This is a genomic window from Rhizobium sp. AAP116 (assembly GCF_001295785.1).
Taxonomy (GTDB): domain Bacteria; phylum Pseudomonadota; class Alphaproteobacteria; order Rhizobiales; family Rhizobiaceae; genus Allorhizobium.
The window spans coordinates 390,785-410,601 of sequence record NZ_LJIB01000002.1; the positions used below are offsets into that span (position 1 = coordinate 390,785).

Annotated in this window: 17 protein-coding genes; 4 read left to right on the forward strand and 13 right to left on the reverse strand. The window is 62.6% G+C overall.

Annotated elements, in window-relative coordinates; genetic code table 11:
* Window positions 1–62 precede the first annotated feature (62 nt).
* Both IP85_RS01870 and IP85_RS01875 read right to left on the reverse strand, forming a co-directional pair.
* A complete protein-coding gene (locus IP85_RS01870) occupies window positions 63–905 on the reverse strand; it encodes a fumarylacetoacetate hydrolase family protein (RefSeq protein WP_054147951.1) in 843 nt (280 codons plus the stop codon).
* Window positions 906–979: 74 nt separating this feature from the next.
* Window positions 980–1,714: an SDR family oxidoreductase gene (locus IP85_RS01875; protein ID WP_054147952.1), complete on the reverse strand. Its 735-nt coding sequence runs from the start codon at window positions 1,712–1,714 to the stop codon at window positions 980–982.
* Between the two features lie 134 nt (window positions 1,715–1,848).
* Between IP85_RS01875 and IP85_RS01880 the strand changes: the two genes are divergently transcribed.
* Together IP85_RS01880 and IP85_RS01885 are read left to right on the forward strand one after the other, a co-directional pair.
* Window positions 1,849–2,649 (forward strand): IclR family transcriptional regulator, encoded by an 801-nt coding sequence (locus IP85_RS01880; protein WP_054147953.1) that lies wholly within the window; start codon window positions 1,849–1,851, stop codon window positions 2,647–2,649.
* Window positions 2,650–2,678: 29 nt separating this feature from the next.
* Window positions 2,679–3,518 (forward strand): amidohydrolase, encoded by an 840-nt coding sequence (locus IP85_RS01885; RefSeq protein ID WP_054147954.1) that lies wholly within the window; start codon window positions 2,679–2,681, stop codon window positions 3,516–3,518.
* On the opposite strand, the gene IP85_RS01890 is transcribed toward IP85_RS01885, so the two are convergent.
* The 8 genes from IP85_RS01890 to IP85_RS01925 all read right to left on the reverse strand — a co-directional run bounded on the left by IP85_RS01890 (window position 3,515) and on the right by IP85_RS01925 (window position 12,719).
* Entirely contained in the window at window positions 3,515–4,195 is a 681-nt protein-coding gene (locus IP85_RS01890; RefSeq protein ID WP_054147955.1) for a TetR/AcrR family transcriptional regulator, read from the reverse strand. The two genes, IP85_RS01885 and IP85_RS01890, sit on opposite strands and share 4 nt — an antisense overlap.
* A complete protein-coding gene (locus IP85_RS01895; RefSeq protein ID WP_054147956.1) occupies window positions 4,192–5,868 on the reverse strand; it encodes an amidohydrolase in 1,677 nt (558 codons plus the stop codon). The genes IP85_RS01890 and IP85_RS01895 overlap by 4 nt, the downstream gene beginning before the upstream one ends.
* 15 nt (window positions 5,869–5,883) lie before the next feature.
* The gene (locus tag IP85_RS01900; protein WP_054147957.1) at window positions 5,884–7,554 is read right to left on the reverse strand and encodes an amidohydrolase; all 1,671 of its coding nucleotides are present in this window, start codon (window positions 7,552–7,554) and stop codon (window positions 5,884–5,886) included.
* Window positions 7,555–7,571: 17 nt separating this feature from the next.
* Window positions 7,572–8,753 carry a serine hydrolase gene (locus tag IP85_RS01905; protein ID WP_054148015.1) on the reverse strand — a complete coding sequence of 394 codons (1,182 nt, stop codon included), beginning with the start codon at window positions 8,751–8,753 and terminating at the stop codon, window positions 7,572–7,574.
* 70 nt (window positions 8,754–8,823) lie between these two features.
* Complete coding sequence (locus tag IP85_RS01910) at window positions 8,824–9,858, reverse strand: extracellular solute-binding protein (RefSeq protein ID WP_054147958.1); 1,035 nt, start codon at window positions 9,856–9,858, stop codon at window positions 8,824–8,826.
* Between the two features lie 32 nt (window positions 9,859–9,890).
* Window positions 9,891–10,700, reverse strand: a complete 810-nt coding sequence (locus tag IP85_RS01915; protein WP_054147959.1) for an ABC transporter permease — start codon at window positions 10,698–10,700, stop codon at window positions 9,891–9,893.
* Complete coding sequence (locus IP85_RS01920; RefSeq protein WP_054147960.1) at window positions 10,693–11,616, reverse strand: ABC transporter permease; 924 nt, start codon at window positions 11,614–11,616, stop codon at window positions 10,693–10,695. Before IP85_RS01920 ends, IP85_RS01915 begins: the two co-directional genes overlap by 8 nt.
* A 2-nt stretch (window positions 11,617–11,618) precedes the next feature.
* Window positions 11,619–12,719, reverse strand: a complete 1,101-nt coding sequence (locus tag IP85_RS01925) for an ABC transporter ATP-binding protein (RefSeq protein WP_054147961.1) — start codon at window positions 12,717–12,719, stop codon at window positions 11,619–11,621.
* 431 nt (window positions 12,720–13,150) lie between these two features.
* Here IP85_RS01925 and IP85_RS01930 point away from each other — a divergent pair, with 431 nt between their 5' ends.
* On the forward strand, window positions 13,151–14,590 hold the full coding sequence (locus tag IP85_RS01930) for an amidase (protein WP_054147962.1): 1,440 nt from the start codon (window positions 13,151–13,153) through the stop codon (window positions 14,588–14,590).
* A 119-nt stretch (window positions 14,591–14,709) separates the two neighbouring features.
* Window positions 14,710–15,762: a dipeptidase gene (locus IP85_RS01935; protein ID WP_054147963.1), complete on the forward strand. Its 1,053-nt coding sequence runs from the start codon at window positions 14,710–14,712 to the stop codon at window positions 15,760–15,762.
* Between the two features lie 18 nt (window positions 15,763–15,780).
* Here IP85_RS01935 and IP85_RS01940 read toward each other — a convergent pair whose 3' ends face one another.
* The 3 genes from IP85_RS01940 to IP85_RS01950 form a co-directional block, all read right to left on the reverse strand.
* Window positions 15,781–16,974, reverse strand: coding sequence for an alpha-D-ribose 1-methylphosphonate 5-triphosphate diphosphatase (locus tag IP85_RS01940; RefSeq protein WP_054148016.1), 1,194 nt, complete (start codon window positions 16,972–16,974; stop codon window positions 15,781–15,783).
* 82 nt (window positions 16,975–17,056) lie between these two features.
* A complete protein-coding gene (locus IP85_RS01945) occupies window positions 17,057–18,232 on the reverse strand; it encodes an acetate/propionate family kinase (protein ID WP_054147964.1) in 1,176 nt (391 codons plus the stop codon).
* Window positions 18,229–19,593: a bifunctional enoyl-CoA hydratase/phosphate acetyltransferase gene (locus IP85_RS01950; protein WP_054148017.1), complete on the reverse strand. Its 1,365-nt coding sequence runs from the start codon at window positions 19,591–19,593 to the stop codon at window positions 18,229–18,231. Before IP85_RS01950 ends, IP85_RS01945 begins: the two co-directional genes overlap by 4 nt.
* Between the last annotated feature and the right edge of the window lie 224 nt (window positions 19,594–19,817).

The following is a 19,817-nucleotide window of genomic DNA, read 5'->3' on the forward strand; positions in this document are numbered from 1 at the left end:
ATCGCCTGAAAACAAAAAGACCCCCGCCACGTTGGCGGGGGTCTTTGTTTTAGAGGTTGAACTCAAACATCAGCCTTGAAGGTCTGCTTTTGCGTGCCGAGACCCTCTATGCCGAGCTCGACCACATCGCTGGCCTTCAGGAACTGCGGCGGCTTCATGCCGAGGCCGACGCCCGGAGGCGTGCCGGTGGAGATGATGTCGCCAGGGTGTAGGCTCATGAACTGGCTGAGGTAGGAAACGACATGGGCGACGCCGTAGACCATGGTCTTCGACGAGCCGTCCTGCATCATCTTGCCGTTGACGGAGAGCCACATCTTGAGGTCGTGCGGGTTGGCGATCTCGTCCTTCGTGACTAGCCAGGGGCCGATCGGGCCGAAGGTGTCGCAAGACTTGCCCTTGGTCCACTGGCCTGCACGCTCCGTCTGGAAGGCGCGTTCGGAGACGTCGTGGGAGACGCAGTAGCCGGCGACATAATCCATCGCGTCCGCTTCCGAGACATATTTTGCGGTCTTGCCGATGACGACGCCAAGCTCGACTTCCCAGTCGGTCTTCTCCGAACCGCGGGGGATGAGCACGTCGTCGTTCGGACCGCAGATGGCCGAGGTCGCCTTCATGAAGATCACCGGCTCCGGCGGCACGGCAGCGCCCGTCTCAGCGGCGTGGTCGGAATAGTTGAGGCCAATGCAGATGAACTTGCCAGTGCCAGCGACGCAGGCGCCGATGCGATCAACGGCAATCTCCGGCAGCGAGGCTGGGTCGATGGCGGCGATCTTCGCCAGACCCTCCGGCGAGATGGCGGTGCCGCCGATGTCTGCGACATGGCCCGAGAGGTCTCGGACCTTGCCGTCCTTGTCGAGGATTGCAGGCTTTTCCTGACCCAACGGGCCGACGCGCATCAGTTTCATGGTCTTCTTCCTTCCTGAAGGTGGCGGCTCAGCCGCTGAGTGTCTTGCTGTTTGCAATGCCGTATGGGCATTGCTCAGATCGTCCAGCCGCCATCAATGGCAAAGGCCTGGCCCGAGGTATAGGTGGCGCCGGCGATGTAGACGGCGAGGTCGGCGATTTCTTCCGGCGTGCCCAGCCTGCCCATGGGTTGACGGGCGATGAAGGCCGCGCGCGCGGCGTCATAGTCCCCCTGTGCACGCATGCGGTCCTGCAGGGACGGACTTTCGACCGTACCGGGGCAGATGGCGTTGCAGCGGATGCCCTGCGTCACATAGTCGGCGGCGACCGACTTGGTGAGGCCGATGACGGCCGCCTTGGTGACGGTATAGGCGAAACGGTTCGGCACGCCTTTGATTGAACTCGCGACCGAAGCCATGTTGATGATCGAGCCGTCGCCTCGCTCGAGCATGGCCGGCAAAACGGCGCGGATGGTGCGGATCATCGCGCGGACATTGAGATCGAAGGCAAAGTCGAGATCCTTGTCGGCCATGTCCAGGACCGTTCCGCCATGCACGACACCTGCGCAGTTGAACAGCACGTCGAAGGGCCCGGTCTCGGCCACCACGGCCGTCACCGCCTGCTCATTCAGGACGTCGAGCTGGCGCGTCGTGATCCCAGCCTCGCCTTCGAGCGTCGCCAGGGCTTCCGTGTTGATGTCCGTCGCGACGACGGTCGCACCGGCGCGGGCAAAGGCGATGGCGCTCGCGCGGCCGATGCCCTGGCCGGCGGCCGTCACCAAAACATGCTTGTTCTTCAGGGGCAGGTTCATCCTCGTGGCTCCTCCAGCCGATCCCTCGTCACGCGACCCTTGCATATTCCGGCCGGCGATGCGAGCATCATTCATATGCAAAACATTTATTCATAAAGGTCAAGAGTGGTTCGGGGCTGCGAGGAGAGACATGCGTGAATGATGTGGATCAGGACCGTTACCGGGCGCCTGCGCTCGACAAGGGGCTCGACATTCTTGAACTGCTTGCGGGTGTCGATGGCGGCTTGGGCCAGGCAGATATCGCCAAGAAGCTCGACCGTAGCCCAAATGAATTCTACCGGATGCTCGATCGGCTGGTGAAGCGCGGTTACGTTGCGCGGCTCGATGGCGATCGCTACGTTCTGACGCTTAAACTGTTTGGCCTTGCGCAGTTGCATGCACCAACGCGGCGGCTCGCTTCGCTCGCCATGCCGCTGATGCGGGAACTGGCGGAGGTGACCCGGCAGGAGAACCATATCGTCGTCTACGACCGCGGCCATCCGGTCGTCATCGCCCAGCTGGAGGCGCCGGGCTATTGGGGCATTTCGATGCGGGTCGGCTCGCGCATGGGCCTTTTCGACACCGGATCCGGCCATGTGCTTCTTGCCTATCGAAGCCCGGAGGTCCGCGCGATGATGGTGGCGGAGCATGTGGCCAGCGGCGGACCGGAGGGGCGCATGACCGAGGCCTTTGCTCGCCACCTCGACGAAATCCGTGCGCGCGGCTACGAGATGATGCCGAGCGCCCAGACCGCCGGCGTCACCAACCTGTCGGCCCCGATCCTCGGCGCGGACGGCGAGGCACTGGGCGCGCTGACCGTGCCGTATATCGGCATCATCAATGCGCCCGAGGCGCCCGATATCCCCCATACGCTTGAAGCACTGCGGGAAACGGCACGTCGGATTTCCGCACTGGCGGGCGCCGGTCTTGGTGTGGATGCCCCAGATATAACCTGAATCTCTTAAGGCCTTGGGAGGGGCCACACATGATCATCGATACCCATCTGCATCTCATCTACCGCGACAAGCTCAGCTATCTCTGGCTGAAGGATGTCGCCGCGCTCGATGCCGATTTCACCTGGGAGACCTATGCGCGGGAGGCGAAGAGGCTCGGGATTTCCTCGGTGCTGCATATGGAGGTGGATGTCGCGCCTGAGGACATCCCCGGTGAAACAGCCATGGTCCAGGAGCTGTCGCAGGCACCTGATAGCTTCATCCAGGGTGTGATCGCCTCCTGCCGCCCGGAAGATCCTGATTTTTCTGCCTATCTCGAAGCGCAATGCGCCAATCCCTTCGTCAAGGGTTTCCGGCGCGTGCTGCATGTCGTGCCCGACGATGTCTCCGAGGGCGCACTGTTCCGGGAGAACGTGAAGCGTTTGTCCGGGACAGGGCTCACCTTCGATCTCTGCATGCTGCCGCATCAGATCGACAAGGCAAAGGCGCTTGTCGATCTCGCGCCCGATGTCACTTTCATCCTCGACCATTGCGGCGTGCCCGATATCAAGGGGCATGGCTACGAGACCTGGAAGACCGGGGTCACCGACATTGCCAGGCGCGAGAATGTCCGCGTGAAGATCTCCGGCATCCCGGCCTATGGCGATCTGGAGAATTGGACGCTGGAGGATCTCAAGCCCTATTTCGATCAAACGATCGCATGCTTCGGTTTCGATCGCGCGATCTGGGGTTCGGACTGGCCGGTCTGCACGCTCGGAGGCGGGCTCTCGACCTGGGTCGCGACGACGCAAGCGCTGCTGCATGGTTGTACGAGGGAAGAGAAGGACAAGCTTTTCGCCGGCAACGCCAGACGCATCTGGAACCTTGCCTAGCGCGCCTTGCCGCGCTCGGCCATGAGTCTGCGAAGATAGCCGCGCATGGCGATGATCAAAGCTTCGATATCGTCATTCGAGGCGGAGAGGTCCTGCAGCGCGTAGCTTTGCAGGATGATCCCGTCGATACCGATCAGCATCTGACGGGCGACGGCGCGGCCGATCCGGCGCAGTTCCTCGTCGCTGTCATCCTCGAAAACGAGATGGCCGTAGAAATCGATATAGGCATTGTATTGCCGCGTCGCGAGCCATTCGGAGCCTTTGGTCCGAAGGGCATAAAGTGTAAGCTCCGCCTGGGCGATCTGCTTGTTGCGGGTGCGCTGGATGTAGCGCCAGCTTGCCCGGATCAGTGCCTCCACCCGGTCCTCTGGCGCCTCCGGCAGCGCAACGTCCTGGCGATACGCGACTTCCATATCGGCAATCAGATCTTCCAGTACGGCGAGCAGCAGACTTTCCTTGCTGTCGAAATAGTAGTGCAGGGTGGCGAGCTTGACGCCTGCGGAGGCGGCGATGCGGCGTGTGGTCAACGCCTCCATGCCGCCCTCTTCGAGCGCTTCGCGGGCACCCTTGATGATGCGGACGCGGGTTTCGAGGCCTTTGCGGGTCGCGCCCGGCGGGCGCCCGCGTGCCGATCCGCCGGTCGATCTGTTGGTGGACGCCTCCGCGATCTCGCTCATCGGCCCCCTCCGTCTTCGAAGGTGACGCGGCCGTCGCAGATCGTGAGAACAGGAGAAAGCGAGGCGATGTTGTCCGGGGATGTCGCTTCGATATCGCCGGAGAGGACGACGACATCCGCAAGGTAGCCGGGCTTCAATACCCCCTTGCGGTCTTCCATATATTCGACCCAGGCGCTGGTGCGGGTATAGGCGGCCAGCGTCTCGTGCAGGCCAAGACGGTGGTCCGGCATGTCGTCAGCCCAAGGTTGTCTTGTCATCGCATCACCGATGCAACTGAGCGGGGGAAGTGGCGAGACCGGCCAGTCGGTGGCAAAGACGATCGTCGCACCGGCATCGACCAGCGTCTTCCAGGCGAAGGCATAAGGCCAGCGTTCGCGGCCGATATAGGTGAGATAGGGTTCAAGCGGCAGGCCTGCCGAGCCCGGCGGATGTGTGGGCTGCATCGAGGCGATGGTGCCCGTTTCGGCAAAGCGCTTGATGTCGTCGGGATGAACCACCTCGATATGTTCGATGCGGTTGCGCATGTCCTTTCGGCCATTGGCGTTGATCGAGGCCTCGTAGCCGTCGAGTACCAAACGCACCGCGCCGTCACCGATCGCATGAACCGCGACGGGCAGGCCGAGGCGATTGGCTTCGATCGCGACCGCATTGAAGGATTCGCCGGTGAATAGCGGCTCGCCCCTCCAGCCGGGCTTGTGGGCGTAGTCGTCGACGAAGACGGCCGTCTCTCCCTCGGTTACGCCGTCCATGAACAGCTTGACGAAGTTGCAGCGTAGCTTGTCCGTGTCGAAGCGGGCCTTCCAGGAGGCGGCCTTCTCTTCGAGATCCGAGAGCGGCATGAAATTCTTCATGTGGTAGGGCATGCGCACGCGCAACGGCAGACCTTCGGTCCTATCGATCTCGGCCAGCATTTCAAGCTGATAGAGATTGCCGTCCATATTCTGGAACGAGGTGATGCCGAGCGAGGCGCAATAGGCGAGGCCCTTCTTCAGCACCTCGATGTCTGCAGCGCGCTCTTCCGGAGTGACATGCTCTGGATCACCGCCGGTGCCGACGCCGAGACCTTCGCGACCGCCGGTCACGCTCATCGACGCGACAGGGCGGATGGCGTTGCTTTCGCGCAGCTCGCCATTGGCGAGACCGTCCTCGCCCATGACGATCTCGTTGCCGACGCCGACATCTCGGCCATGGAGGATACCGGCCTTCTCCAATGCCATCGTGTTGGCCCAGGCCGTATGCCGGTCGGGCGCGACCATCATGAAGGGGCGGTCTGCGATGATACGGTCGAGATGGTGCCGGGTGACGCGCTCAGTTTCCGAGAGGATGGTGTAGTCTGCCGTCTGGGCGACGAGCAGCGGCAGATCGGGGTTGGCGGCGGCGTAGTCCTTAACGGCTTTCGAAAGGGCATCGAAGCCCTTCACGCCGAAGAGCGACAGTTCGCCGAGCGCGACCGAGCCGCCGAAGATATGCATATGGGCTTCGTTGAAACCGGGAAGCACCGTGGCGCCGCCTGCATCCACGACGCGTGTTTGTGGTCCCGCGAGCTCAAGGATCTCGGCATTGCCGCCCACTGCCATGATGCGGTTCCCGGTGAGCGCGATCGCTTCCGCGCGCGGATGCGCGTCATCCATGGTCAGGATGCGGGCATTGTGAATGACGAGATCGGCGCTCATGGGTTTCGTCTTTCTTCAGGCCTGGAAGGTGACCCGGCCGTCGCAGATGGTGACGGCCGGGCGGACGGTGTCCATGATCGCTTCGGGTGACACGGCTTCGATGTTTTTGGTCAGGACCACAACATCGGCGAGGTAGCCTCTCTTCAGCATTCCCTTGCGATCTTCCATGAATTCCACCCAGGCGCCGATCGAAGTGTAGGCTTCGAGTGCTTCCATCAGCGAGAAGCGCTGATCTTTTAGACCCTCCTTCCAGGGTTTGCGGGTCAAGGCATCCTGGATGCACTGGAAAGGTGAAACCGGAGAAACCGGCCAGTCCGAGGCAAAGACGACAGGGGCGCCGGCTTCTTTCATCGTCCGCCATGCATAGGCCTGGTCCCAGCGATCCTCGCCGATCTTGGCCGTTGTCGGTTCTGCCGGGAAGCATGTGCCACCCGGGTAATGCACCGGCTGCATGGAGGCGACGATGCCAAGGGTGGCAAAGCGCGGGATGTCGTCCGGATGGATGATCTCGATATGCTCGATGCGGTGTCGGTTGCCGCGTGGGCCGTTCGCCTGCACAGCTGCCTCGTAGCCGTCGAGCGTCTGGCGGATGGCGGCACTGCCGATCGCGTGGACTGCGACCTGCAGGCCGAGCGCATCGGCCTTGGTGGCGATCGCATCGAAGGCTGCCGGCGTGAAGAGCGGCTCATAGGTATAGCCCGGCCGGTCGCCGTAACCGTCGAGCATATAGGCCGTCTTGCTGTCGAGCACGCCGTCCATGAAGACCTTGACGAAATCGCCGCGCAGCATGTCGGTGGCGAATTCCTTCTTCCATGCGGCCGCCTTGTCGAGATCCTCCAGCGCCATGAAATTTTTCATGTGATAGGGGATGCGGATGCGGCAGGAGAGCTCGCCTGAAAGCTCCAGATCGCGCATCAGCCGCAACTGGTAATGATTGCCGTCGAAATTCTGGATCGAGGTAACGCCCCATGAGGCGCAGTAGTCGAGGCCGGCCTTCAGGATGGCGCGGTCGAGGGCGAACTGCTCCGGCGTGACATTTTCCGGGTCCATACCGGTGACCATGCCGAGTTCTTCGCGCCCCCCCGTTGAAGCGAGCGCGGAGACTGGGCCGAAGGCATTGCCCTCGCGCAGCTCGCCATTGGCCAGCCCGTCGGGCCCCATGACGATCTCGTTGCCGATGCCGACATCCTTGCCCTGCAGAATGCCCGCCTTCTCCAGTGCTGCCGTGTTCGCCCAGGCGGTGTGATGGTCGGGCGCGAACATCATGAAGGGGCGGTCGGGCAGGATCGCATCCAGGTGGTGGCGGGTGCAGGGTTCGGTCAGCGAGATGATCGAATAATCGGCGGAAAAGCCCATCAGCAGAGGCTCATCCGGGTTTTTCTCTGCATAGTCGAGGATGGCTGCCTTGAGCGCCTCGAAGCCCTGGACCCCATGCAGGTTCAGCTGGCGCAGCGACACGGAGCCGGGGAAGATGTGCATATGGGCTTCGTTGAAGCCCGGCATGATGGTCGCGCCTTTGGCGTCGATGGTCTGCGTCTCGGGTCCTGCCAGCGCCTCGATCTCTGATCGCGTGCCGACTGCGAGGATCCGGTTGCCGGCGAGCGCGACCGCTTCGGCGCGGGGGGCTGCCGGATCCATGGTGAGAACCAGGCCGTTGGTAATGATGATGTCTGCGGTGGTTGCCATCTCAGGCTCCTCTGAAGTCATGCGGTCCACGTGCTGAGCGCGCGGAAGAAGGCGAAGTTGTCGTGTTTCAGCTCGTCATCCAGCGGGTTGGGCTGCGAGGAGAGTTTGACGATAGTGGTCTCAGTTGATGGGTCGACGTAAAGCCACTGGCCATGAATGCCGATGGCGCAGAAGGCACCGTCCGGTTCTCCGGACTGGTACCACTGGCTGCGATAACGACCCTTGGGGAAGAAGTTGGATTTGCCGTCGACCCAGGCCTGGTGATCGCCTGCCGTCAGCATGTCGGTGAGCCAGGCTTCGGGGATGAGGCGCTTTCCGTCGACCATGCCGCCGTTGCGCAGCATTTCGCCGACGCGGGAGAGATCGCGGGCGGTGACCGAGATGCCGCCGGCGGCCCGCGCCGTGCCTTCGACATCGACAGTGACGCTGGCATGGTTCTTCGCGCCGAGCGGCTTCCAGAGGCGCGTCGACAGGACATCGGCGTAGCGTTCGCCGGTTGCGCGCTCGATCAGGATGCCGAGCAGGTCGGAGTTCGGCGACGCATAGAAATGCGCGCCGCCATGCGGATGGGCATCCTTCTTCAGCGTGAGTAGGAAGGCCAGCAAGGTTTCATCCGGCTGGGACGGATCGGCCGGGTTCCAGAGCGTGGCGCGGCGGTAGCGGGCATAGGCGCCGTCGGTGTTCAGATAGGCCTCGTCGAAGGCGAGGCTGACGCGCATGTCGAGTACTTCACGGATGCTGCAGTCGCCATAGGCGGAGCCAGCTGCTTCGGGCAGGAGGCTGGTGACGGGCGCATCGGGGTCCATGAGCCCGTCGGCTTCCAGCGAGGCGATGACAAGTGCGGTCAGCGACTTGCTGATCGAAAACACAATATGGCGCTGGTCGATGCCGGCATGCGGGGCATAGTGTTCGGCGACGATCGTGCCCGCCTTCATCAGCACGAAGGCGTCGGTATGGGCATAGTCGAGATAAGCGCGGACGTCCGGCTGCCCGGCCAGTCCCTGCGGCAGCGCCAGCGACAGAAGACCGGACGCAACGGGTTCGCCTTCACTCACCTCGGCCCTTGCCGCGATCATGGCGCTCGGCACCACTTCCTCGGCATGGCCAAAGCTGAAGCGGCTAAACGGGGTCGCGCGCCAGTTGGCAAGCGTCACGTTCCGTCTTTCAAAACCATAGGCCTTGGCAAACTGCGTCGTCATCAGGGCATGCTCCTCCTGCGGGAGGGCAATCAAGCCCTCCCGTATCCGTCTTTTCATTTGTGGTTCAGCGTTACTTCTGCACTTCGGTCCAGATCCGGGTGTAAAGCTGCTGCACGTCGGGTTCGCAGCTCAGCAGGAACTCGCCGGCACTCTCCAGTTCAGCGGGGATCACCAGTTCCGGCGCGCCCTGCATGTCCTTATCCATGAATGCTTCCGAACCCGTGATGCCGTTGGCATACTTGGCAAAGTTCGACAGCATGGCGGCGTTTTCCGGAGCCATGATGAAGTTCATGAAGGCCTTGGCGTTGTCGACGTTCTTGGCATCCTTCAGGATGACGACGCTGTCCATGAAGACAGGATAGCCTTCCTTCGGATAGCCGAACTTGACGTCCGGGTTCTGCAGGCGGGAGCGCATGATGGCGCCGTTCCAGTAGTAGACGCCGGCATAGTCGCCGGTCGGCAGCTTGTCGGTGACGCTATAGTCCATGGCGAGCCACTTGGCCTTGGCTTCGACCAGCTTGTCGCGGACCTTCATCAGCACTTCCTTGTCGGTCGTGCACCAGGCGCCGCCAAAATACTTGATGGTGGCAAAGAGAACGTCGTTCATTTCGGGCGTGACGTTCAGCTTGCCGACTAGCTCTTCCGGCGGATCGAGGAAGATGGCCGAGGTGTTGATGTCACCCTTGTAGAATTTGGTGTTGACGCCGATGCCCGTCACGCCCCACTGCCACGGAACCGAGTAGCGGCGGCCCGGATCCCACTCGACATCGGCCCAGCGCGGATCGACGTTCTTGAAGTTTTCCATCTGGTCAGGACGGGCTTCGAGCAGCAGGCCTTCGTTGATCCAGATCGGCATGTAGTTGGCCGAGGGCACGACGATGTCGAAGCCATGGCCGCCGGCGCGAACCTTGGCAAGAGCGGTGTCGTTGGAGTCATAGTCGGTGATTGTCACCTTGACGTCGAACTGCTCCTCGAACTTCTTGATCATCTCGGGGCTGGTATAGTCGCCCCAGTTGTAGATGTTGAGCTCGCCAGCGGCCGAGGCCGCGCCTGCGAAACCCAGCACCGAGATGGCGGCAATTGCCGTGGTCGTCATCCATTTCATTGTCATTCTCCGTTCCTCTCTGTTGGTTGCTTTTATGCTTGCGGCTTGCGCCGGTTGATGAAGAAGAAGATCACGATCAGCACCGTTGAGGCGGCGAGGAAAATCGTCGCAATCGCGTTGATTTCCGGCGTCGTCTCACGGCGGATCTGGCCGAGCATGTAGGTGGGTAGCGTGTCCTGCCCGCCGGATTTGACGAATTCGGTGATGACGACGTCATCCAGCGAAATCACGAAGGCGAGCATGAAGCCGGCGATGATGGCAGGCCTCAGCAGCGGAAATGTCACGAAGCGGAAGGCCTGCCAGGGCGTGGCATAGAGATCGGCGGCGGCCCGCTCTAGCGTCAGATCCATGCTTTCCAGCCGTGCCCGGATGGGCAGATAGGCGAAGGGTATGCAGAAGGCCGTATGGGCAAGGATCAGGTAGCCGAGGCCGGAATAGCCGGTCCACACCTTGATGCGCGAAAAGACGATCAGAAGCGCCACGGCCGTAACAATTTCCGGGATCATCAGTGGCTGGTTGATAACAGCGTATTTCGCCGTCAGGCCGCGATAGGGCTCGGTGCGGGTGGTGGCGAGTGCTGCCATGGTTGCGGCGATCGTCGCCAGTCCCGCGGCCCAGAGCGCGATGATGACCGAGCGCATTGCAGCGGCCTGCACCGTGCTGTTCTCCAGCGCCGAGGCGAACCAGCGCAGAGAAAATCCGCCCCATGATGAGAGCGAGTCGCTGGCGTTGAAGGAATAGGCGACCAGCGTCGCGATCGGCAAATAGAGCGCGAAGAAGGTAAAGAGCGCAATCAGCCCGAAGCCGGGTTGCGAGCGGATATCGAAGCGACGTTCAGCCATGACGCACCCCCGACTTTGCCGCGTTGCGGACATAGAAGAGCAGGGCGATCATGACGAGCGCCATGAGCGTGATCGACATGGCAGCGCCCAGCGGCCAATTGCGACCGGCGCCGAATTGCAGCTCGATCAGGTTGCCCAGCATCAGGTTCTTGCCACCGCCGAGCACGCGCGGAATGACATAGGCCCCGAGCGAGGGAATGAAGACCAGGATGGAGCCGGCAATCAGGCCGGGCTTCACCAGCGGAATGACAATGCGCCAGAGCACCTGCAGACGGTTGGCGTAGAGGTCGTATCCGGCCTCGACCAGCCGGAAATCCAGCTTCTCGATCGAGGCATAAAGTGGCAGCACCATCAGCGGCAGATAGACATAGGTCATGCCGAGCAGGGTGGCGGTGTCGGTGTAGATGATCTGCAGCGGCGTATCGATGATGCCGAGCCAGATCAGCAGGTTGTTGAGAATGCCCTCGTTGCGGATGACCTGCTGCATGGCGAAGGTGCGGATCAGGAGGTTGGTCCAGAAGGGAATGGTGATGAGGAAAACCCAGATTTCTCGGGTGCGGGCCGGGCGGGTCGCGATGAAATAGGCGGTCGGGAAGCCCAGGATCAGGGTGAAGAGCGTCGTGTAGAGCGAGAGCTTGATGGAGCGCCAGAAGATCGCCAGATGCGCGTCGGCGATGCCCAGCGTGTCGTCGAAGATATCGCGCTGCATGAAGACCGAGGTCCAGCCTTCGAGCGAAAAGACGCCGAATTTCACATCGCCGTAGTCGCCCTTTTCGAGGAAGGAATAGAGCACCATCACCAGCAGCGGGCCGAGGGCTGCGACGAAGATGATGACAAGCGCCGGGAGGCTCAGGAACCAGCGGTTTCGGATGTCGCGCGATTTGGCATTTTCAGGGGCCGTCTTGATCGCGCTCATGGTCAATCCCTCAGGATTTGCGCGACATCATGGCTGACCATGATGCCGACATGTTGGCCCTCGACCAGCCCGCAACTGCCGCTGCGGCTGTTTTGCTGGCGAACCGTGAAGAGCGAGCCACCTTCGAGGCGGACATTGATATTGGTGTCCGTTCCCAGATAGACGACGCTTTCGATCGAACCCTGCAGGGTCGCCTCATCTATCGTGTCGACGATGGCGGCGTGTTCGGGTCGGATGACGATCGTCACCTTGCCTGTCGGCGTTGTGTTGTCCGGGAAGGTCGCAGGGATCTCGCGACCGGAGCGCAGCCTGACGCTTGCCCGGTCGCCCTGGACCGAGGCGACTTCAACCTCAAGGAAGTTTGTCTCGCCGATGAAGTCGGCGACGAAGCGTTCGGCGGGGCGATCATAGATGTCCCAGGGCGAGCCGACCTGGCGAAGGCTCCCCATCGACATGACCGCGATGCGGTCCGACATGGTGAGCGCTTCTTCCTGGTCGTGGGTGACGAAGATGAAGGTGATGCCGGTTTCGGCCTGCACGCGCTTCAGCTCGATCTGCATTTCCTTGCGCAGCTTGTAGTCCAGCGCCGAGAGCGGCTCGTCGAGTAGCAGCACCTTCGGCTTCGGAGCGAGCGCCCGGGCGAGCGCCACACGCTGCTGCTGGCCGCCGGAGATCTGGCTGACCTGCCGGTCGCGCATCTGGGTCATGTGCACCAGCTCCAGCATCTCGTCGACGCGTGCCTTGATCTCGGCTGCCGGCTTGCCCAGCATCTTCAGACCGAAGCCGATGTTTTCGGCGACTGTCATGTGCGGGAAGAGGGCGTAGGACTGGAACACCGTGTTGACCGGTCGGCGGAAGGGCGGCAGTGGCGCGATGTCCTCGCCGTGCAGCAGGATTTCGCCCGTGGTCGGGAAATCGAAGCCGGCGATCAGGCGCAGGAGGGTGGTCTTGCCGCAGCCGGATGGCCCCAGCAGTGTGAAGAACTCGTTTTCCCTGATTTTGAGAAAGATCCCGTCCAGGGCTTTGACCTTGTCGGGTCCGGTTCCGTAGATGCGGCTGACGCCGCGGATTTCGATGGCTGCCTTGTCAGATGCGGAACTCAAGCCGTGCCCCCTGGCGTTCGGGTTATGCGCGTAGTGCTTTGTTCGACCCTGTGCCCGGCGATCGCAGGTGGCAGGGTGGCGCAGAGGGTATCACGCAAGTCACGTGCCAGCTTCTGGGCATGCTGATCTCTCCCCTTATGGCTTGGTCCAGACCGCTGCCGCTTACGTGCAATACGCCGGATTTCGCCTGATTTCGTCGATGTTCCCGTGTTTCGGAAAAGCAGTTCGACGAGGCCTGCTTCTTCCTCTTTTGTGGCATGTTGCCTCTAATTTGGTCGTTTGACCATTTTTATTTTGGGCAGCTTGAAAGTTTTCCCGATGCGCATGGCTGGCCTGCGTCGGGCGCTCGGCCCGGCGCTTGACAGTGTCGTGTCGGGAAGCCCATCGTCTCTTTCTGCCCGACCAGAGAGCCCATTTGAACGGAGCCCCGCGTGTCCGACCTGACGTCCCTGTCCCTTGCCGACCTCCGGAAAACCCTCGATGCCGGAGGTCTCTCGGCCGAGGAGGTGATGGAAGCCTATCTCGAGCGGATCGAGAGGCTCAATCCTCAGATCAATGCGCTTGTCAGTCTTAGTTCGCGCGAGGCGCTACGTGCCGAGGCCCGGGCGAAGGATGCCGAGCACAAGCATGGCAGATCCCTCGGGGTCCTGCATGGCGTGCCCGTTGCCATCAAGGATCTTAGCGAGGCGAAGGGCATTCTCTGTACCTATGGCTCGCCTCTCTTCCACGATTATGTGCCCGATTTCGACGACATCCAGGTCGAGCGCATCCGGGCCGCCGGTGCGATCATCATCGGCAAGACAAACACGCCGGAATGGGGCTTCGGCTCGCATAGCTACAATCCGGTCTTTGGCGTGACGCGGAACCCGTGGGACCTCAGCCGCTCTGCCGGCGGATCGAGCGGCGGGGCAGGCGCCGCGCTTGCTGCGCGTCTTGTGCCGGTCGCGGATGGCAGCGACATGATGGGCTCTCTGCGCAATCCAGCCGCCTTCAACAATGTCGTCGGCTTCCGCCCGAGCTTCGGGCGTATCCCCACGCTTCCCGGGCGCGATGCCTATCTCAATCAGCTTGCGACTCTGGGGCCGATGGGCCGCTCTGTCCAGGACGTTGTGACGCTTCTCAACGTGCAATCCGGTTTTGATGCGCGCGATCCGTCTTCTTTCGAGAGCCCGCCGATTTCCCTCGATCCGACGATCCCTGGAAAGGGCGGTCGCATCGGCTGGCTCGGGAACTTCGGTGGACATCTCTCCTTCGAAGCCGGCGTGCTCGAGCTGAACGAAAAAGCGCTCGGTGTCTTTGAAGGACTGGGTTTTGCCGTCGAACCGGTGAAGGTCGATTTCGACATGAACAGGCTCTGGTGGGCCTGGACGACTTTACGCAGTTATTTCACCGCCGGCAGCATGCGGGACTTCTATGAAGATCCCGGCCGACGTGGCTCGCTGAAGGCCGAGATCCTCTACGAGGTCCGCTCCGGCTTGCGCATCCAGGCGGCTGATGTCTACGAGGCCTCGGCCGTTCGCACGGCCTGGTATCAGGCGATCATGAAGGTTTTCGAGACTTGCGATTATCTCGTGGCGCCGGCTGCGCAGGTCTTTCCCTTCGATGCGGATATTCCGTGGCCGCGCGAAATCGCCGGCAAGCACATGGACACCTATCATCGCTGGATGGAGGTCGTTATCGGCCCCAGCATGGCCGGGCTTCCGGTTGCGGCACTGCCCGCCGGTTTCTCGGCGACTGGCCTGCCCAATGGCTTCCAGCTGATCGGGCGACCGAGGGCGGATCAGGCCGTGCTGTCCGTTGCTGCCGCTTACGAGGCGGCGACCGATTGGCTCGCGCGTGTGCCGCCGCTTGTTTCCGGGACCGCGGGATAAATCGCCGTGCCGCTTGAAGCGCGACATGATTTGGTCCAACGATTCCGAAACAGTCGCAGTGTTTGACCTCTTTCCCCGCCCGGGTTTTCTGCCTGGACGCTACTTCTGGATCCTTCTTCATGAACCTAGTTTTTGACGGCCACAACGATGTTCTCCTGCGCCTCTGGCGCAGTCGCAGCGAGGGCCGCAATCCCGTGGCCGAATTCCGCAACGGAACGAGCGCCGGGCATATCGATGCGCCGCGCGCGCGGAAAGGCGGGCTCGCCGGCGGCCTCTGCGCCATCTACATCCCGTCGCCGCATGACTTCAATCTGCGCGAACCGGATGCAAACGGGCATTATTCCACGCCACTCGATCCGCCGCTCGATCGGGCCTCGTCCCTCGACATCGCGCTGCAGATGGCGGCAATTGCCCATCGGCTCGATCAGGACGGCAGCTGGCGGCTGTGCCGGACGACGGCCGAAATCCGCCAGGCCATGGCGGACAACGTCTTTGCCGCTGTCCTGCACATGGAGGGCTGTGAGGCGATCGATGCGGATCTCGAGACGCTCGAAGTCTTCTATGCCGCGGGGCTTCGTTCGCTTGGACCGGTCTGGAGCCGCCACAACATCTTCGGGCACGGCGTGCCCTTTGCCTATCCGAGTTCGCCCGATACCGGACCCGGCCTGACCCGCGCTGGTGAAGATCTGATCCGGGCCTGCAACCGGCTCGGCATCCTGATCGATCTCGCCCATATCACCGAGAAGGGTTTCTGGGATGTCGAGCGTTTGAGTGATCAGCCGTTGATCGCCAGCCATTCCAATGTCCATGCGTTGACGCCCGTTGCCCGCAATCTGACCGACCGTCAGATGGACGCGATCAAGGCAAGCCAAGGTCTCGTCGGTCTCAACTATGCCGTCACCATGCTCCGGCCTGATGGCCGCGACGATGCGGAGACCTCGCTTGCGACCATGGTCAGCCATATCGACTATCTCGTCGACCGCATGGGTATCGACTGCGTGGCGCTGGGGTCCGATTTCGACGGCGCGACGATCCCGAATGTGATCGGCGACGCTACCGGCAACCAGCGGCTCGTGACGGCGCTTAAGGAGCGCGGCTACGGTCCTTCAGACCTCGACAAGATCTGCCGAGAGAACTGGCTTCGGGTGCTGGCATCTGCCTGGCACGAGTAAGCCAGGTCGTTTCCCTGGTCAGGCGACCCGGTTGCCGGAGCGCCAGGCCGACTTGACGAAGGGCTGCCCGTCCTGCAGGTCGACGCGGATCAGATCGGCCTTCAGCCCGGTTTCGATCGCGCCGCGATCGGGGAGGTTGCCGGCGAGCGCCGGGCTGCGCGTCACCATGGCAACGGCGCTCGGCAGGTCGTAGTCGAGGCCGGGATCAGCCGAAATCATGAAGGCGGCGTCGAGCATCGAGCGCGGCACATAATCCGAGGCTAGGATGTCGACAAGCCGCGCCGCGAGGAGGTCGCGGACCGCTACATTGCCCGACTGCGAGCCGCCGCGCACGAGGTTCGGAGCGCCAGCTACGATCATCATGCCGGCGGACCGTGCCGCTTCGGCCGCTTCCATCGAGCAGGGGAATTCGGAGATCGACACGCCCTCGGCGATGCCCTCCTCGATATGCGCCACATCGGTGTCGTCATGGCTCATCAGCGGCATGGCGCGCGACCGGGCGAGCGCGACGACCTCTGGACGGGTGCTCGCGGCAAACTGGCTTTTCTCGGCAACGAGCACCTTGATCTTCTCGCGCACCAGTTCCGGGCTCTCGCCTGTTGATTTGCAGGCTCGGTGGACATAGGCCTCGATGTCACGGCTCTGGCGAATTCCGGGCAGGTGCTCCATGACCGAGATGACACGAACGATCTCGCGGTCGATGTTGTCGGCCGTCAGTTGCGGGGTCACGGGGTCGGTCAGTTCGCAGCGCAGGTGAACGAGATGTTCGGCCCGAAACATGCCGGCGCTTTGCGCCTGCTCCAGCGCTTCGATCATGGGTTTCAGGATCTCGGCCCGTTCCGGATTGTCGGTGGTCGCCCCGACGCAAAGGCTGTCGAAGACGGTCGTCACGCCGCCGCCGATAATCTGGGCGTCGTGGGCGAGCGCTGCGCGCATGAAATCCCAGCGTACATGGGCGCGGGGATAGAGGTGTTTCTCGAAATGGTCGGTGTGGATGTCGACAAGGCCGGGCAGGAGATAGTCGCCGGCGAAGTCGAGCGCATCGGCATGGCGCGACGGTCCCTCATGGATTTCGACAATCAGGCCGTTTTCGATGACCACCGAACCATGCAGCACATGGCTTGGGGTCACAACGCGGGCATTGGAGAGGATCAGGGCCTCGCCGCGGGCCGCTTCATGGGTTTCACCCGTCGCATCCGTCTGTCGCAGCATGAGCGTCATCTCCATCCGCTTTCAATCGAAGCGTCTCTAGGCGCGTTTCATGACGCTTTGGTGTCAGCGGCGGCGGATCGTCCTATCCGATGAGCCTGAGGCAGTCGTCGGCAATCACCTGTTCCTCGTCGGTCGCGATGACCCGGATCGTTACCCGGCTTTCCTCGCGCGAGATGACGGCCTCGTTGCGGTCGTTCGCCTCACTGTCCAGGAGCAGGCCGAGGAAGCGCAGGCGCTCGACCACCGAACGGCGGATCGTCGGCTGGTTCTCGCCGATGCCGGCGGTGAAGACCAGCGTATCCAGGCCACCGAGCGAAGCAGCGAGCCTTGCCACCTCCCCTGCGATGCGGAAGGTGAAGACATCGAGTGCCTCGCAGGCTTCCTTCGAAGGGGTCTCCAGCAACACCCGGCTGTCGGCGCTGATGCCGGAGAGACCGAGCAGGCCCGACTGTTTGTAGATCATCTCCTCGACCTGTTTGACGCTCAGCCCATGGGCGTCCATCAGATGGAAGAGCACGCCCGGATCGATCGCGCCGGAGCGGGTCGCCATGGGCACGCCGTCAATGGTGGAAAAGCCCATGGAGGTGTCGCGGCTGATCCCGTGGTCCAGCGCGCAGAGGCTGGCGCCGGAGCCGAGATGTGCAACGACGGCACGGCCGCCGACGGTCTCCGGTTCGAGCGTTTTCAGGGCGCCTGCGATAAAGGCATAGGATAGGCCGTGAAAGCCGTAGCGCTTGACGCCCTTGTCGAACCATTCCCGCGGAATGGCGAAGCGCCTGACGGTGTCGGACTGCGTGCGGTGGAACGCGGTGTCGAAGGAGGCGGTCTGGGGGAGGCCGGGCTTCAGTTCAGCGATGGCGCGGATAAGGCGCAGGTTCTGCGGCTGGTGGAGAGGTGCCAGCGTCACCAGGCTCTCGATTGCGGTGAGGCCCTCCTCGTCGACGATTGCAGCATCTGCGAATCGATCGCCACCATGGACAACGCGGTGACCGACGGCCGAGACGGCGTCGAGATCGTAGTGTTCTCCGAGCCAGTCAAAGACCTCTTCCAACACGTCGTGCAGCAGGTCATCGGTCTTTGCCACGAGCGGTACGTCGAAGACTTGTGGCCCCTCGACAAGATGGAAGGTCAGCGGCTCTGCGCGGAAGTCGATCACGCCCTTGCCGATGCGTCTGGCGCCTTGGGCCTCGCGGGCGAATATGCCGATCTTCACCGTCGAAGAGCCGGCATTGAAGCTCAGCAGCAGTTTCTGCCTCATGCCTTGTCACCGAGCGCTGCCGCTCGCTTGGCAGCGACGAGTTTTGCCAGAGCTGCCGACGCAATGCGGACCCTGAGGCTGTCGGACCGGCTTGTCAGAATGATTGGCACGCGCGCGCCGAGCACCAGACCAGCTGCATCGGCATTGGCGAAATAGAGGAGCTGTTTGGCCAGCATGTTGCCGGCTTCGAGATCGGGCACCAGCAGGATGTCGGCGTCGCCGGCGACGGGCGAGATGATGCCCTTGGTGCGGGCTGCCTCCATGCTGATCGCATTGTCGAAGGCGAGCGGACCGTCGACCTTGGCACCCTTGATCTGGCCGCGGGCGGCCATGACGGTCAAGGCTGCGGCCTCCAGTGTCGCCGGCATCTTGTCGTTGACCGTCTCGACGGCAGCGAGCACGGCGACCTTGGGCTCCGCCACGCCCAGCATATGTATGAGATCGACTGCGTTCTGGCAGATGTCGCGCTTGTGTTCGAGGGTGGGGGCGATGTTGATCGCGGCGTCCGTGACGATCAGCAGCTTGGAATAGGCCGGCACATCCATGACATAGACATGGCTGACGCGGCGCTCGGTCCTGAGGCCCGAACCGCCACCGACGACGGCGGCCAGAAGCTCGTCGGAATGCAGGCTGCCTTTCATCACGGAGCCGACCTTGCCGGCAACGGCGAGTTCGACGGCAAGGGCCGCTGCCGCATGGCTGTGTTCGGTCGACATGATCTCGAAACCGTCGATCGAGATGCCGGCCTTTTCGGCGGCAGCGCGGATCTTGGCCTCCGGGCCGATCAGGATCGGCTCCAGCAGGCCTTCGTCGCGGATCTCGACGGCCGCCTCGATCGCTTCCGGCGAGCAGGGATGCACAAGGGCGGTTCGCACCATCGGCAGGCTGCGGGCCTCGGCCACGATCGCATCGAAGCGGTCGTGGCGCTGCAGCGAGACATCCGGCGGAAGGTTCTCCGACCAACTGATGCGCTCGACCGGCGCCCGCACACGGGCCTTGCCGGCCAAAATGGGCTCGCCGTTCTGGTTGACGCAGCGGGTGTCGAAGATCAGGGTCCGGCCATCGCTCTCCTTGGTCATCAGGGTCACCGTCGCGGTGATCCGGTCGCCGGTCGCGATGTCCCTCCAGAACTCCAGATCCTGGCCGAGATACACTGTTCCGGGGCCGGGAAGGCGGGTGTCGAGGACAGCCGAGATCATGCCGGCCGGGATCAGTGACTGGCCGAGCGGCACTGGGTTGTTGTCGCCGGAGAGTGCGGCAAAGAGTTCGATATCATCGGGGCCAATCACGCGTGTGATGCTGGCGGCATCGCCGAGCTTCAGCTCGTCGAACATGCGGTTGGTGAGGACTGGTCTTTCCATGTCGCTTTCATCTTCCATTGTCGAACCGTCCTCCCCCGATCCGTTTATCTTGCGGATGATCTGCGTCATGCGCGTGACCAACCTTGGCGGGCAATCTCTGCGGCGAAGGGTGCACTGTCCTTGACTTGGGTCAAGGGCGGGTTCGACGAAGGTGGTGGGAGGGAGATCAGGTCACCTTGTGCTGCGCGGTACCCCTTCTGTCGGCTCTGTCGACATCTCCCCCA